This is a genomic window from Arthrobacter sp. MA-N2, assembly GCF_000517125.1.
GTDB lineage: Bacteria > Actinomycetota > Actinomycetes > Actinomycetales > Micrococcaceae > Arthrobacter > Arthrobacter methylotrophus.
On the sequence record NZ_KI912156.1, the window covers coordinates 567,438 to 581,655 of the forward strand.

The window sequence follows — 14,218 nt, forward strand, 5'->3', positions numbered from 1 at the left end:
TGCCTGACGTTCGCCGCTGAGCGAACTTAAGGGCGCAGATTCAGCCCGCTGTGTTCTGATGGATCGTATGGAGTCTCAGCAGCAAGCCCAGTCCCTCATCAACTGGGAGCTGGCCGCCTCCACGGCTGCCCGGCTCGCTCCCCCCGGTCCATCCCTGAGTCCGGCCCAGATCGGCAAAGCCGTCGACAACCTCCGCTTCAACGCGGACATCTCGGTGCCGCATGTGCACGACATCACCGGTTTGGAAGCCGCTCGCGATCTCCGCGATTCCCATGTCCTGGTAGTGGACAGGGCGTCGTGGGCGAAGGCCAACACCCAAAGCTTCGCAGTGATGCTCCAGCCGGCCCTCCAGCAAATGCTGGATTCCCGGCGAGGCCCGGCCATGACTCCGGCCGCGGCGGCCGCGAGTGGTGCCATTACGGGCAGCCAACTCGGGGCCGTGCTTGCCTTTTTGTCGAGCAAGGTCCTTGGCCAATACGATCCCTTTGCGGCACTCGCCGCGGACTCGAAGGCGCCCCCTGCTGGCCGGCTCTTGCTCGTGGCTCCCAACATCATCTCCGTGGAGCGCGAGCTCAACGTGGATCCGGACGATTTCCGGCTTTGGGTCTGCCTCCACGAGCAGACCCACCGTGTGCAGTTCGCCGCCGCGCCGTGGCTCCGGACTCACATGCTGGACGAAATCGGGCGCCTCAGCACCAACCTCCTCGGCAATGTGGACTCCATCATGGACCGCGCCACCGCTGCCGCGCGTTCCCTGCGCGACCGCTCCACGGGGGCCGTGCCAGGCCGCGGGGCCATCTTGGACCTCCTGCAAAACCCCGAGGAAAAGGCCTCGCTCTCGCACCTCACAGCCGTCATGAGCTTGCTGGAAGGCCACGCCAATGTAGTGATGGACGCCGTGGATTCCACCCTGATCCCGTCGGTGAAGACCATCAGGCAGCGCTTCAGCGCACGGGGCAAAGATCGCGGCGTCATCGAGAAATTCATCCGCAACATCCTCGGCTTGGATGCCAAGATGCGCCAGTACAGCGACGGGGCCAAGTTTGTCCGCGAAGTTGTTGCGGTTGCTGGCATGGAAGGCCTGAACCGGGTGTGGGAGTCTGCTGAACAACTGCCCACCGAAGCCGAGATCCACGACTCCAAGCTGTGGCTTGAGCGGATGGGGCTGTGACCCTGGATAGCCCATCCGGCTCCGGAACAGGCAGTAGAAGTGCACGCAGTAGTTCGCTCAGCAGTTCACCGGGCAGCGGACGACGGCGTCCCGGACGTTTGGCGCCAGTCGTCGGCAAAGCCCGGAACATGGTACGGGACGCGCTGGCCTCCGCAGGCTACCCCGAGCGAATCCTGGTGGCCTGCAGCGGTGGGCCCGACTCCCTGGCCCTCGCCTCCGCCGCTGCCTACTTCGCTCGTCGCGGACACGTGGACGGCCGCTCCGTGAGCGTGGCCGCCGTCGTGGTTGACCACCAGTTGCAGGAAGGCTCGGGCCAGGTCGCGGCGCGCACCGTGGCGATCCTGGAAGAGCTGGGACTTTCGCCTGTTCAGCTGCGGACCGTGGAGGTGGCGGCCACCGGATTCGGACCTGAAGCCGCAGCACGGGACGCGCGGCACGCAGCCCTCGAAGCAGCCGCTACGGAGCTCGATTGCCAGGCAATCCTGCTCGGGCACACCCTGGATGACCAGGCGGAGCAGGTGCTGCTGGGACTTGCCCGCGGCTCGGGAACCCGTTCCCTTGCCGGGATGCGCCCCGCCCGGGGCAAACTCCTTCGTCCCTTCCTTGGGCTCCGCCGCGCAGAAACGCTCGAAATCTGTGCGGCCGAGGAACTCGAAACCTGGCACGATCCCAGTAACGCGGACCCAGCCTTCGCCCGCTCGCGGACCCGAGTGGAGGTGATGCCCTTGCTTGAGGACAAACTGGGGCCCGGCGTCGCCGAGTCACTCGCCCGTACCGCCGCGATTCTCCAACAGGACGCTGATTTCCTGGAGCAGCTCGCCGCAGAGAGCTATGCGGACCTCCTGCACCGGACCGACGACGGCGTCTGGCTCCCCGAAGACGCGTTGAGGGAACTTGCCCCCGCACTGAGGTTCCGGGTCATCGCCAAAGCAGCCGCCGACGTCGGGGGCCAACAGCCTAGCTACGGGCGGCTTCAAGCTGCCGAAGCCTTACTGCGCCGGCAGGGCTCGGCCGGTCCAGTGCAGCTTCCCGGAAGCGTCAGCGTCCATCGCGTATCCCTCAGCGAATTCCAGCAGGAGGCCTCCGCAGGAGGAACTGCCGTTCCCCGTGAAGGCGGCGGCTGTGGGAAGCTAGTATTCCGGCATCAAAGATCGCCCCAACACTAGCCGCACCCACGCATCAACACAGGAGCCATTGGTGGATTCAAACGACGTCCAGGCAGACCTCAAGCACGTTCTCTACACCAAGGAGCAGATCCAGCGACGAATTGGTGAACTGGCCGCGCAGATCGACAAGGACTATGAGGGCCGTGAACTGCTGATCGTCGGCGTGCTCAAGGGCGCCGTTATGGTCATGGCCGACCTCGCGCGCTCACTTCACAGCCACGTCAGCATGGACTGGATGGCAGTGTCCTCCTACGGCTCCGGCACCCAGTCTTCCGGTGTCGTGCGCATTCTCAAGGACCTTGACACCGACTTGATGGGCAAGGATGTCCTCATTGTCGAAGACATCATCGATTCGGGGCTGACCCTCTCCTGGCTCAAGACCAACCTCGAATCGCGCGGCACCGCTTCCGTGGAAATCTGTACTGCTTTCCGCAAACCGACGGCCGCCAAGGTGGAGATCGACGTCAAGTACGTCGGCTATGACATTCCCAACGAATTCGTTGTCGGCTATGGACTGGACTACGCCGAGAGGTACCGCAACCTGGACTTTGTGGGAACCCTCGCCCCGCACGTTTACGAATAACCCGCCCAGGAGCACGTCCGTGTACGCCTAGAGGGAACTTTTATCCCTTACTGTGCGTGAATCACTCCGAACGGTGTAAAGCTAGAAAATGACGCAGCACCACACGCGCGCAGAAGCTGCGCCGTGCAGCACTACCAGGAGGGACGGGGCGGAGCCCCCGAACAGATGAAAGCTAAGAGTTTCTTCAAGGGCCCGGGCATCTGGATTGTTGTCGTAGTCGGCTTGCTCCTGGTGGCATTTGCAACCCTTGCCCCCGGCGGATCCACCCGTATCGACACCGATAAAGGTCTCGCGATCCTCGCCCAGAGCGGCAAGGTGGATCAGGCCAAAATTTACGACGCCGAGAACCGCGTTGATTTGACGCTGAAAGACAACCTCGTCATTGATGGCCAGGACAAGGGCAAGAACGTCCAGTTCTTCTATGTCACGGCCCGCGCTGCAGACGTCGTCAAGGCTGTCACCAACGCCCAGCCATCCGGCGGCTTCACGGACCAGCCGGTCGAAAACAACTGGTTCTCCGGACTGTTCTCGCTCCTCGTGCCTGTGCTGCTCTTGGGTGTGCTTTTCTGGTTCCTGCTCTCCCGCATGCAGGGTGGCGGTTCCAAGGTGATGCAGTTCGGCAAGTCCAAGGCCAAATTGGTCAACAAGGATATGCCGCAGGTCACCTTCGCTGACGTTGCAGGTGCGGATGAAGCCGTTGAGGAGCTCCAGGAAATCAAGGAATTCCTCGCGGAACCGGCAAAGTTCCAAGCCGTTGGGGCGAAGATCCCCAAGGGCGTGCTGCTATACGGCCCTCCGGGGACGGGTAAGACCCTCCTGGCCCGTGCCGTCGCGGGCGAGGCCGGCGTCCCGTTCTTCTCCATCTCGGGTTCGGACTTCGTTGAAATGTTCGTTGGTGTCGGTGCTTCCCGCGTCCGCGACCTCTTCGAGCAAGCGAAAGCCAATGCGCCCGCCATCATTTTCGTCGACGAGATCGACGCCGTCGGCCGTCACCGCGGTGCCGGTATTGGCGGCGGCAATGACGAGCGCGAGCAGACCCTCAACCAGCTCTTGGTCGAAATGGACGGCTTCGACGTCAAGACCAACGTCATCCTGATCGCCGCAACCAACCGTCCGGACGTCCTGGATCCCGCTTTGCTGCGTCCGGGACGCTTCGACCGCCAGATCACTGTGGAAGCGCCGGACCTGATTGGCCGCGAGCAAATCCTGAACGTCCACGCCCAGGGCAAGCCCATGGCACACGGCGTCGACCTCAAGGGTGTCGCCAAGAAGACCCCTGGCTACACCGGTGCAGACCTCGCCAACGTGCTCAACGAGGCGGCCCTTCTGACGGCGCGGTCCAACGCCAACCTGATCGATGATCGTGCCTTGGACGAGGCGATCGACCGTGTCATGGCCGGCCCGCAGAAGCGGAGCAGGGTCATGAAGGAAATGGAACGGAAGATCACGGCGTACCACGAAGGCGGCCATGCCCTGGTGGCGGCGGCTCTTCGCAACTCCGCGCCGGTCACCAAGATCACCATCCTGCCCCGTGGCCGTGCGCTCGGCTACACCATGGTGGTCCCCGAGGACGACAAGTACTCGATCACCCGTAATGAGCTCCTGGACCAGATGGCTTACGCCATGGGCGGTCGCGTCGCGGAGGAAATCGTCTTCCATGACCCCTCCACGGGGGCTTCGAACGATATCGAAAAGGCCACCGGTACAGCACGCAAGATGGTCACCCAGTTCGGCATGAGCGAGCGTATCGGCGCAGTGAAGCTTGGTGCGGGTGGCGGCGAGCCATTCCTCGGGCGCGACATGGCGCAGGAACGCAACTATTCGGATTCCGTGGCGTACATCGTCGACGAGGAAGTGCGCCGTCTGATCGACCAGGCCCACGACGAGGCCTATGCCATCCTGACCGAGAACCGCGACGTCCTGGACCAGCTGGCCCTCGAACTGCTTGAGCGCGAGACCCTGAACCAAGCCGAGATCGCCTACATTTTCCGCGACATCCGCAAGCGCGACTTCCGCGAGGTCTGGCTCTCCAAGGAATCCCGTCCGGTCCAGACCCTCCCGCCGGTGGAATCCCGCGCGGAAAAGGCCGAGCGCGAAGCCCAGGAACAAGCCAAGAAAGCACGTCTCGAAGAACCTTTGGACGCCCAGTCACCGCATCCGCAGGGAGTCGGGAGCCAGGAGCCGTTCACCGGTACAGGACCTGACGCGGGCACCGACGTTTCCCATCACGGCTAAGCTTTCTGCTGTGACTCATATCGACGACGACGACTTCAGCGGTGCCTCCAGTGATGCCTTCGGCCACTCGGCTGCGGGCGGATCCGGGGAATCTTCGGACAGCCACGGCCACGGACACCACGGGTACAAGGTCGACCGTCCCCGCATCGAGGCTGCCGTCCGCGAGATCCTCATCGCAGTGGGGGAAGACCCGGACCGGGGTGGACTCGTGGATACGCCAAAGCGCGTAGCCAAGGCGTACGCCGAGGTCTTCGCGGGCCTGCACCAGGATCCTGTGGATGTCCTGTCCACTACGTTTGACCTCGACCACGAGGAACTCGTGCTGGTCAAGGACATTCCGTTCTACTCCACCTGCGAGCACCACTTGGTCCCGTTCCACGGCGTCGCGCACGTTGGGTATATCCCCTCCCACGACGGCAAGGTGACGGGCCTGAGCAAGCTGGCCCGCCTCGTGGACATTTTCGCCCGGCGTCCCCAGGTGCAGGAACGCCTCACCACTCAGATCGTCGAGGCCCTGGTAACTCACCTCAAGCCCCGGGGCGCGATCGTCGTGGTCGAATGCGAACACATGTGCATGTCCATGCGTGGCATCCGCAAGCCCGGCGCCAAGACCGTTACCAGCGCGGTGCGCGGGCAACTTCATGACCCGGCAACCCGCGCCGAAGCCATGAGCCTCATACTCGGAAGGTAAGAAAGACCATGGATTCCCTCGCAGCAGCACCAGGAACAGGCCCGGCCACGAGCCCCCTGCCTATTCTTCGCAAACCACGTCCAGCCGCCCGCTTCGCGGACCTGCCGGCCGACCGCACGCTTGTCATGGGAATCCTGAATGTCACGCCGGATTCATTCAGCGACGGCGGCAAGCACCCGACGGCGGATACTGCCATCGCCCACGGCTTGCGGATGTTGTACTCAGGAGCGGACATCATCGACGTCGGCGGGGAATCGACCCGCCCGGGCGCCGAGTCTGTCTCGCCGGAAGAAGAGCAACGCCGGGTCTTGCCGGTGATCCAGGCACTCGTCAAGGCTGGGGCCCTCGTCAGCATCGACACGACCCACACTTCCACGGCCGAAGCGGCTGTGGAAGCCGGTGCCGCGATCATCAATGACGTCTCCGGGTTGAGCCTCGAGCCTGAGATGGCCGAACTCGTCGCGCGCACCAAAGTGCCTTATGTCCTCACCCATCGCCGGGGCGACGCCGAGACCATGAACAGCCTTGCCGACTACGGCAATGTCGTGGAGGAAGTCATCGAGGAGCTGAAGGGCGTCCGCGACAAGCTCTACGCAGCCGGCGTGTCCCCGGAGCAAATCATTGTGGATCCGGGCCTGGGCTTCTCCAAGGACGAGAACCAGAATTGGCAACTCCTCAAGCACATCGGCAGGCTCGATGAACTCGGCCATAAGGTCCTGATCGGGGCTTCCCGCAAACGCTTCCTCGGAACGCTCCTGACCGTTGCCGGCAAGGCAGCGGCACCGCAGGAACGGGACCACGCCACGGCCGCCATTACGGCAATCAGCGCCGCGAACGGCGCGTGGGCCGTGCGGGTCCACGACGTAGGACCCAGCCTTGACGCCGTCAAGGTTGCAGCGCGCGTCAGACACTAAAGCCTCGTGAGCAAAGGGGGAGGAACCGGTTTGGACAAGATCGCACTGACCGGAGTGACCGCCGTCGGGCATCACGGCGTTTTCGATTTCGAGCGCCGCGATGGACAGCCATTCGTCGTCGACGCCGTGCTGTACACCGATTTCAGCAAGGCCGCGGAAACCGATGACTTGCAGTTCACGGCACACTACGGCGAAGTGGCCGAATACATTACCTCCGTCATTACCGGGGAGCCTCTTAACCTCATCGAGGCCCTTGCCGTGCGGATCGCGGAGGGCATTTTGGCCGGCTTCGACGTGGCGGGGGTTGACGTCACGGTCCACAAACCCCAGGCCCCCATCGAAGTTCCCTTCGGTGACGTCACTGTCAGCGTCCACAGGGAGCGTGCATGAGCTCCCGTTTCACGAAAGCCATCCTGGCCCTGGGAAGCAACCTGGGCGAGCGGAACGACACCTTGTCCACCGCCGTTGCCGACCTCGTCGATCGCCCGGAAATACGCCTCCTCGGTGTCTCTCCCGTGGTTCAGACCAAGGCCGTTGGCGGACCGGAAGGACAGCCGGACTTCCTCAACATGGTGGTCGCGGTTGAGACCACCCTTGCGCCGCTCGAGCTGTTGCAGCATTGCCACGACGTCGAGCAAAAGCATCACCGGGTACGCGAGGTTCGCTGGGGCCCCCGCACCCTGGATGTGGACATCATTGTCTACGGCGAACTCACGAGCAAGGACGCAATCCTTACCCTTCCGCATCCCCGGGCTGCGGAGCGGGCTTTCGTGCTGTATCCGTGGGCGCTTTTGGATCCTGCCGCACAGCTGAACGGCGAGAGCGTCGCCGAGTTGGCCGCCAAGGCCGGGGACTTTTCCGGGCTCAGGCCCTTCGACGGTTTCGACGGGTCCGGCAGCGTTGCTGCCGCCGGGGCGGTGGAATAGTCCATGAAGGCCATGCGTCCGATCCTGTTGGCGATCATCACAGTCGTTCTTGCCATCGTTGGCTGGCTGGCTTCCGTGCTCACCACGCGTTACAGCATGGCGACGCCGGTGCTTCCGCCATCAGCATTGGTAACCATGGGTGTCATCGCTGCGCTCACGTTGATCATGGGTATCCGCGTCCTGCGCTGGCGGAACGGCAAGAAGAAGACCATGCTCAACCCCATTCTGGCTGCGCGAACCCTTCTCCTGGCCCAGGCTTGCGCCTACGCGGGCACGGTGCTGCTCGGTTGGCATGTGGGAATCGTGTTGGAGCAACTCCGGCTCTGGAACCTCCGCAGTGATCAGGGCATTTTCTGGCTCGCGCTCATCATGGGCGGCGGAGGCCTCGTCATGACCATCGTCGGGCTCGTGGTGGAGCGGTTCTGCCGGATCCCCCCGGAAGACCTGGAAGGCGGACCCGAGGTCAGGGGTACCCGCCACGGCGAGGCCAAGGGCGAAGGCGAATATGCATACCGCGGCGATTGACCCTCCTGGCATCCAATGGCTGCGTGTATCACCGAAGTACGTGACCGTGCGGCTCGTGGAGTGGACCATCGGCAACGTGCTCATGGTTGCCGTCTTCAGTTTGCCTTTGCTTTTCGTTCAATTGGGCTGGTGGAAGTGGCCGCCCCTGTGGTTCGCCGTCGCCGTTCCCGCGGCGCTTCTGCTCCTTGCCCTGTGGAGGCTCGTGCTGATCCCGAGGCAAGTGCGCGCCATCGGCTATGCCGAACGCGACGATGACCTGTTGATCCGCCGCGGCATCTTCTTCCAGCGGGTGATGGTGGTTCCTTATGGCCGGATGCAGTATGTCGATGTTGCCGTGGGGCCGGTCGAGCGAGTCCTGGGGCTGTGCACCCTTAAACTCCACACGGCCTCAGCTGGAACAAACGCCCACTTGCCCGGTATCCCCGCCGCTGAAGGCGCGCGGCTGCGGGAGCAGCTTTCGGCGCGCGGCGAAGCGAGGCTGGCCGGGCTGTGACCCAGGAACAGACCGCCGTCGACGGCGACTGGCACCGTGTGCACCCGGCGTCGCCGTTCGTCCGGGGATGGGTGGCACTGGTCGCGATCGTCTATTTCTTTGGCCGAGATACCTTTGAGCGGGCCCTCCAAGGCCGCGGAAACATTGGCGACAACCTCAACGACCGCACGCCATGGCTCTTGGCCGGTGGAGGGGCCGTGCTGTTGCTGGCCTTGGGATCCTTCGTCCTCAGCTGGTACTTCACCCGCTATCAGCTTGCCGAAGGCTATGTCCGGGTCAACACCGGATTCCTGTTCAAACAGCAGCGCCAGGCCAGGCTAGACAGGGTCCAGGCCATCGACATCGTACAGCCCTTGCTTGCCCGTATTTTCGGGCTCGCGGAGCTGAAGTTCGAGGTGGCCGATGCCGGACACTCGGCGGTGCGGCTCTCCTACCTGCGACTCGCCCAGGCCAAGCAGCTCCGTGCCACCATCCTGGGCCGGGCCGCCGGTATTGCTGACGGGAGCGAAACGGTCGAAGTGCCCGAGGCTCCTGAACTGGTGGTGCTCTACCTCCCGCCTGGAAGGCTTGTCGGTTCGCTCATCCTGAGCGAGCAAAGTTTCTTCATCGTGCTCAGCGCCATCGCATCCGTGCTGCTGTCCGTGCTGACGGAGTCCCGCGCCTTCATCCTCTACTTGATTCCAGCAATCCTCGGTTTGGGCACGGCCTACTGGCGCTCGTTCAACAAGGGCTACAACTTCACGGCAGCAATTTCCCCTGACGGCATCCGTCTGCGCTACGGACTCCTGGATACCCAGGCCCAGACCGTGCCACCAGGCCGGATCCAAGCCGTCAAAGTCACGCAGCCACCCTTGTGGCGCATTCTTGGCTGGTATCGGATCCACGTGAACGTTGCAGGCTATGGTGAACACCACCGCAGCGAAGCCGAGCACCGCACCATGCTGCTTCCCGTCGGCCGGAAGTCCGAAGTGATGATGATGCTCTCGCTCGTCCTGCCCGATCCCGGCACCGCCGAGCCGGAGCGTGTCTTCACCGCGGGCTTGACCGGCCTCGATTCCGACGCCGGCTTTGTCACCACCCCCAAGCGTGCCTGGATTCTTTCCCCCTTGGGCTGGCGACGAAACGGCTTCCTTGCCACGGATACGGCCTTGTTGCTGCGCTCCGGACGTTGGTGGCGGAAGTTGGTACTGGTCCCGCATCAGCGAACCCAGTCCATGGCCCTCCACCAAGGTCCGTTGGCCCGGCTCTTCGGCGTGGCCGATCTGGTGCTCCACACGACCCCAGGCCCGGTAGCGCCCCGGCTCATCCAGGCAGCCACGGCGGAAGCGGTCGGCTTGTTCGACCAGCAAGCGGGCCGAGCCCGGAAAGCCCGCAAGCTGCAGAGCAGCGAAAAGTGGCTGGCCCAGCTTCCGCCGTTACACGCAGTGCAACACTTCTCAAACCACCCAGCAAACCTGTCATCAAACCAGGAGGAACCAGACCATGGCTAGGCCAGGACGACTCGGCGTTGGAATCATCGGCGCCGGCAAAGTGGGCGCCGTCTTGGGTGCGGCCCTGCGCGGGGCCGAGCACGCCGTCGTCGGGGTTTCCGCCGTGTCGGAGGCGAGCCGCGAGCGGGCCGAAACACTGCTTCCCGGGGTCCCCGTCCTGGGGATCCAGGACATTGTGGAGCGGTCCGAACTGGTACTCCTTGCAGTCCCGGACGATGCTCTTGGCGAACTCGTGACTGGACTGGCGAAGCTCGGAGCGTGGCAGCCCGGCCAGCTCGTGGCGCACACCTCCGGCCGTTTCGGCGTCGGGATTCTGAAGCCTGTCCGCGCCGCCGGCGCCATTCCGCTCGCCCTCCACCCGGCCATGACGTTCACGGGCATGAGCCTGGACCTGACCCGGCTCATGGACTGCACGTTCGGAGTTACGGCCGACGCAGCCATGCTGCCCATCGCCCAGGCCCTTGTGGTGGAGATGGGCGCCGAACCTGTGGCCATCGCTGAGGCCGACCGTACGCTTTACCATGCAGCCCTTGCCCACGGTTCGAACCATATGGTCACGCTCGTGGCCCAAGCCTCGCAGCTCTTGCGGGAAATCGGCGTCGATTCGCCTGAGCGCATGCTCGGCCCTTTGCTGCGCGCTACCTTGGAGAATGCACTGGCCTCAGGCGAGTCCGCGTTGACCGGTCCGGTGGCCCGCGGAGATGTGGGAACGGTGTCCGCCCATGCGGAGGCACTCAGGGAGTACGACGCCGGTGCCGGCGGCGATGTCCTGGACGCTTACCTGGCGATGGCCCGGGCCACGGCCCGTCGGGCTGTCAACCGTGGATTGCTCAAGGAGGGCCAGCTCGGCGACATCAACAACGCTTTGGACGGCACAAGTACGCCGGACAACGGCGACGATCGACCGGGCGGCGACGCTGCCGGGACGCAGGAAGGAAACTGACTATGGGCATCAAACTTGTCACCACCGCGGCGGAACTGCGGGCCGAAAGTGCGCGATTGCTCGCGGAAAAGCGCGGCAGTTCGCAGGGCCTCGTCCCCACGATGGGAGCCTTGCACACCGGGCATGCGGCGCTGGCCCGCACCGCCGTCGAGCAGAACGACGTCGTGGTGGCGTCCATTTTCGTGAACCCGCTCCAGTTCGGTGAGGCCGCGGACCTGGAACGGTATCCGCGCACCCTTGACGCCGACATGGCCCTGCTGGACGCCGAGGGCGTGGATCTCGTCTTCGCCCCATCCATTGAGGAGGTCTATCCCGGCGGCGAACCGTTGGTTCGCGTGACATCGGGGCCGCTGGGTGAGAAATGGGAGGGCGCATCCCGTCCCGGTCACTTTGACGGCGCCCTCACGGTGGTCGCCAAACTGCTGCACTACGGCATGCCTGGCGGTCCAGCCGTCGACGGCGGTGCTGCCGCGTACCGTGCGTACTTCGGCCAGAAGGACGCCCAACAGTTGGCCTTGGTGAAGCGGATGGTGGCGGATCTCAGCTTTCCGGTGGACATCGTGGCGGTGCCCACCGTGCGCAGCACCGAAGGACTCGCCTTGTCCAGCCGGAATCGTTTCCTTTCCGAAGAAGAGCAGGAGGCGGCCTTGGTGCTCTCCCGTGCGCTCCGCCTTCTCGAGTCCCGCGCCATGGCGAACGAACCGCTGGAGCTGGACTCCGCCGTCGCGCTCGTTGAATCGCAACCCCTCGTGCGCCTGGACTATTTCGAGGTGGTCGATCCCCGCACCTTGGAACCGCTCGCCGAGAACTGCCGGGACACCCCGTTCCGTGGCGAGGGGCTCGCGATTATCGCGGCGAAGGTTGGCCCCGTGCGGTTGATCGACAACCTGCCGTTGAGTTCCTGAACACTCTTAACTTTCGGATGCCCGCTCACAAACGTTTGGAATAACCTGCTGACGGGAATGCTCCAGAGGCTTAGACTGTTGCAGTCTTCACCGGCGTAGCGCGCCGGAAACCACCGCACCCACAGCCGAGGAATCCTCATGTCTACCGACGTCACGTCAGACGAGCACGGCAACCCCGTGCCGGTAACGGGGACACAACTAGCCAGCGACAGAATGCCGCGCGAGTCTGTCACCGTCATCGTCACGCTACTCGTGGCCACCTTCGTGGTGATCCTCAACGAGACCATCATGAATGTCGCCTTGCAGCGGCTCATGACGGACCTCAACGTTGACGCACCCACGGTCCAATGGCTTTCCACTGGATTCATGCTGACCATGGCCGTGGTCATACCCACCACCGGCTTCATCCTCCAAAGGCTCACCACGAGGGCCGCGTTCCTCCTTGCCATCGGGCTCTTCAGCGCCGGCACCTTGCTTGCTGCAGTGGCCCCCGGGTTTGCCGTGCTCTTGTTGGCACGGATCGTCCAGGCGGGCGGCACGGCGATCATGCTCCCGCTGCTGATGACCACCATCTTGACGCTCGTTCCTCTGTCCCGCCGTGGTGCGGTGATGGGCAATGTGACCATCGCGATCTCTGTTGCACCGGCCTTGGGTCCCACCGTTTCCGGCATCATCCTCGACCACTTCTCGTGGCGCTTCATGTTCGTCTTCGTGCTACCGGTCGCCTTGTTGGCCATGGCGATCGGAGCGAAGTTCCTGACAAACGTGGGCGAACGCGGACACGTGAAGCTGGACTTCGTCTCAGTGGTCCTGACCGTTCCCGCTTTCGGCGGACTGGTCTATGGCTTGAGTCAGATCGGCGGCCATAGCGGAGCTGCTACGCTGCCGATTGCCGCCCTGGTCATTGGCGTGTTGTGCATGGTGGCGTTCGTTTTCCGTCAGCTCCAGCTGCAGAAGTCCGAGGCGCCCCTCCTGGACCTTAGGGCCTTCAAGTTTCGGATGTTCACCGTCTCGGTGCTCCTCTTGGTGGTCGCCATGATGGCGCTCTTCGGCGTAGTGATCCTGCTGCCGCTCTACCTTCAGAACGTCCTCCACCTGCAGCCGATGGAGACCGGGTTGGCACTCCTTCCAGGCGGCTTGGCGATGGGCTTGCTCGGGCCGGTCGTCGGCAGGCTGTTCGACAAGCTCGGGCCATTTCCGCTCACCGTGAGCGGTTCCATCCTCTTGGTGCTCACGCTGTGGCAGTTCTCGATGCTGACCGCGGATAGCCAGTTGTGGTGGGTTATTGTCCTCTACGCGGTACTCAGCTTGGGGCTGGCTTTGTTGTTCACTCCCGCGTTCACCACCGGCCTTAACCCACTCCCACCGCACCTCTATTCGCATGGCTCGGCCATCATGAGCACGCTGCAGCAAGTGGCGGGAGCTGCGGGCACTGCGCTTCTGGTCTCGATCTTCGCGGTGGTGTCGGCCGTTTCCGGTTTTGTGGCCGGAATGCAGGCGGCCTTCCTGACAGCCACTTTGATCGCAGTGGCTGCCGTGGTGCTCTCTGCCATGATGCGCAAGACTCAGGGGGCGGCCGCGCACTAGCCCGTTTCTGTTCGGGAGGCGTTCTAACTTTTGGAGTTCGACGGCGCCGCATCACCTTTGGTGGTGCGGCGCCGTCTTTCGTATACGCCCGCGGGCGGGCGGCGCCGTCTCCCCTGGGCGGGCGGCGCCGTCTCCCCTGGGCGGGCGGCGTCGCGATCGATGTGACGCACGCCATGTTTGCGGCTAGTGACCCGAAAGGCGTCCAATGATGTGGCGTAGGGCCCGAAATTGCAGGGTTGTAGGGCTTTTTGGAGTGCAGAACCTTTACGTCGAGTGAATTTGCGTGGGGTGGTTGGGGTGTGTAAAGTTATTCGAGTCGCCGCCGCTGGTGCGGAATGTTTGCGACCGACTCCCTTCCAAATGGAAATCATTTTCTGGTTCGTTTTTTGTGTTCCGGTGTGGTTTTGGGGGGGTCCTGGATGGTGTTTTGTCTGGTGTGGTTCCCGGGTTCGGGAGTTGCGCGGGGCGGGCGGGTCTGGTAACTTTGGGAAGTTGCTCCGGAGCGATCTTGGACCGTGTGGTTTGGGTGGTGTCGGGTGTGTCTGTTGTTTGAGAACTCAATAGTGTGCCAAGTTTGTTGATACCGATT

Annotated in this window: 14 protein-coding genes; all 14 read left to right on the top strand. The window is 63.6% G+C overall.

The features are described 5' to 3' along the window. Positions 1-58: 58 nt before the first annotated feature. Positions 59-1,171 (top strand): zinc-dependent metalloprotease, encoded by a 1,113-nt coding sequence (locus A3M3_RS0120965; RefSeq protein WP_028267979.1) that lies wholly within the window; start codon positions 59-61, stop codon positions 1,169-1,171. A 128-nt stretch (positions 1,172-1,299) separates the two neighbouring features. Then, on the top strand, positions 1,300-2,337 hold the full coding sequence (gene tilS, locus A3M3_RS0120970) for a tRNA lysidine(34) synthetase TilS (protein WP_028267980.1): 1,038 nt from the start codon (positions 1,300-1,302) through the stop codon (positions 2,335-2,337). Positions 2,338-2,368: 31 nt separating this feature from the next. Then, positions 2,369-2,920: a hypoxanthine phosphoribosyltransferase gene (gene hpt / locus A3M3_RS0120975; RefSeq protein ID WP_028267981.1), complete on the top strand. Its 552-nt coding sequence runs from the start codon at positions 2,369-2,371 to the stop codon at positions 2,918-2,920. A 165-nt stretch (positions 2,921-3,085) separates the two neighbouring features. Beyond that, positions 3,086-5,155 carry an ATP-dependent zinc metalloprotease FtsH gene (ftsH, locus tag A3M3_RS0120980; protein WP_028267982.1) on the top strand — a complete coding sequence of 690 codons (2,070 nt, stop codon included), beginning with the start codon at positions 3,086-3,088 and terminating at the stop codon, positions 5,153-5,155. A 10-nt stretch (positions 5,156-5,165) separates the two neighbouring features. Next, positions 5,166-5,846: a GTP cyclohydrolase I FolE gene (folE, locus tag A3M3_RS0120985; RefSeq protein ID WP_028267983.1), complete on the top strand. Its 681-nt coding sequence runs from the start codon at positions 5,166-5,168 to the stop codon at positions 5,844-5,846. 8 nt (positions 5,847-5,854) lie between these two features. Next, positions 5,855-6,760 carry a dihydropteroate synthase gene (folP, locus tag A3M3_RS0120990; protein ID WP_028267984.1) on the top strand — a complete coding sequence of 302 codons (906 nt, stop codon included), beginning with the start codon at positions 5,855-5,857 and terminating at the stop codon, positions 6,758-6,760. Positions 6,761-6,790: 30 nt separating this feature from the next. Next, positions 6,791-7,150: a dihydroneopterin aldolase gene (folB, locus tag A3M3_RS0120995; protein ID WP_028267985.1), complete on the top strand. Its 360-nt coding sequence runs from the start codon at positions 6,791-6,793 to the stop codon at positions 7,148-7,150. Then, a complete protein-coding gene (gene folK / locus A3M3_RS0121000) occupies positions 7,147-7,686 on the top strand; it encodes a 2-amino-4-hydroxy-6-hydroxymethyldihydropteridine diphosphokinase (protein ID WP_028267986.1) in 540 nt (179 codons plus the stop codon). Before folB ends, folK begins: the two co-directional genes overlap by 4 nt. A 3-nt stretch (positions 7,687-7,689) precedes the next feature. Continuing rightward, positions 7,690-8,211, top strand: coding sequence for a DUF3180 domain-containing protein (locus tag A3M3_RS0121005; protein WP_028267987.1), 522 nt, complete (start codon positions 7,690-7,692; stop codon positions 8,209-8,211). After that, positions 8,192-8,704, top strand: coding sequence for a PH domain-containing protein (locus tag A3M3_RS0121010; RefSeq protein WP_028267988.1), 513 nt, complete (start codon positions 8,192-8,194; stop codon positions 8,702-8,704). Before A3M3_RS0121005 ends, A3M3_RS0121010 begins: the two co-directional genes overlap by 20 nt. Continuing rightward, positions 8,701-10,194: a PH domain-containing protein gene (locus A3M3_RS26245; protein WP_051423444.1), complete on the top strand. Its 1,494-nt coding sequence runs from the start codon at positions 8,701-8,703 to the stop codon at positions 10,192-10,194. The genes A3M3_RS0121010 and A3M3_RS26245 overlap by 4 nt, the downstream gene beginning before the upstream one ends. Further along, entirely contained in the window at positions 10,187-11,137 is a 951-nt protein-coding gene (locus A3M3_RS26250; protein ID WP_051423445.1) for a Rossmann-like and DUF2520 domain-containing protein, read from the top strand. The genes A3M3_RS26245 and A3M3_RS26250 overlap by 8 nt, the downstream gene beginning before the upstream one ends. Before the next feature lie 2 nt (positions 11,138-11,139). After that, positions 11,140-12,042 (top strand): pantoate--beta-alanine ligase, encoded by a 903-nt coding sequence (gene panC / locus A3M3_RS0121025; RefSeq protein WP_028267989.1) that lies wholly within the window; start codon positions 11,140-11,142, stop codon positions 12,040-12,042. 138 nt (positions 12,043-12,180) lie between these two features. Further along, entirely contained in the window at positions 12,181-13,629 is a 1,449-nt protein-coding gene (locus A3M3_RS0121030) for a DHA2 family efflux MFS transporter permease subunit (protein WP_028267990.1), read from the top strand. Positions 13,630-14,218: the final 589 nt, after the last annotated feature.

Bases quoted from the DNA above. Each gene is read 5' to 3' on its own strand.
- panC (WP_028267989.1), top strand. From the start codon at position 11,140: ATGGGCATCAAACTTGTCACCACCGCGGCGGAACTGCGGGCCGAAAGT.
- tilS (WP_028267980.1), top strand. From the start codon at position 1,300: ATGGTACGGGACGCGCTGGCCTCCGCAGGCTACCCCGAGCGAATCCTG.
- A3M3_RS0121005 (WP_028267987.1), top strand. From the start codon at position 7,690: ATGAAGGCCATGCGTCCGATCCTGTTGGCGATCATCACAGTCGTTCTT.
- ftsH (WP_028267982.1), top strand. From the start codon at position 3,086: ATGAAAGCTAAGAGTTTCTTCAAGGGCCCGGGCATCTGGATTGTTGTC.
- folP (WP_028267984.1), top strand. From the start codon at position 5,855: ATGGATTCCCTCGCAGCAGCACCAGGAACAGGCCCGGCCACGAGCCCC.
- A3M3_RS0121010 (WP_028267988.1), top strand. From the start codon at position 8,192: ATGCATACCGCGGCGATTGACCCTCCTGGCATCCAATGGCTGCGTGTA.
- A3M3_RS0120965 (WP_028267979.1), top strand. From the start codon at position 59: ATGGATCGTATGGAGTCTCAGCAGCAAGCCCAGTCCCTCATCAACTGG.
- A3M3_RS0121030 (WP_028267990.1), top strand. From the start codon at position 12,181: ATGTCTACCGACGTCACGTCAGACGAGCACGGCAACCCCGTGCCGGTA.
- folK (WP_028267986.1), top strand. From the start codon at position 7,147: ATGAGCTCCCGTTTCACGAAAGCCATCCTGGCCCTGGGAAGCAACCTG.
- A3M3_RS26250 (WP_051423445.1), top strand. From the start codon at position 10,187: ATGGCTAGGCCAGGACGACTCGGCGTTGGAATCATCGGCGCCGGCAAA.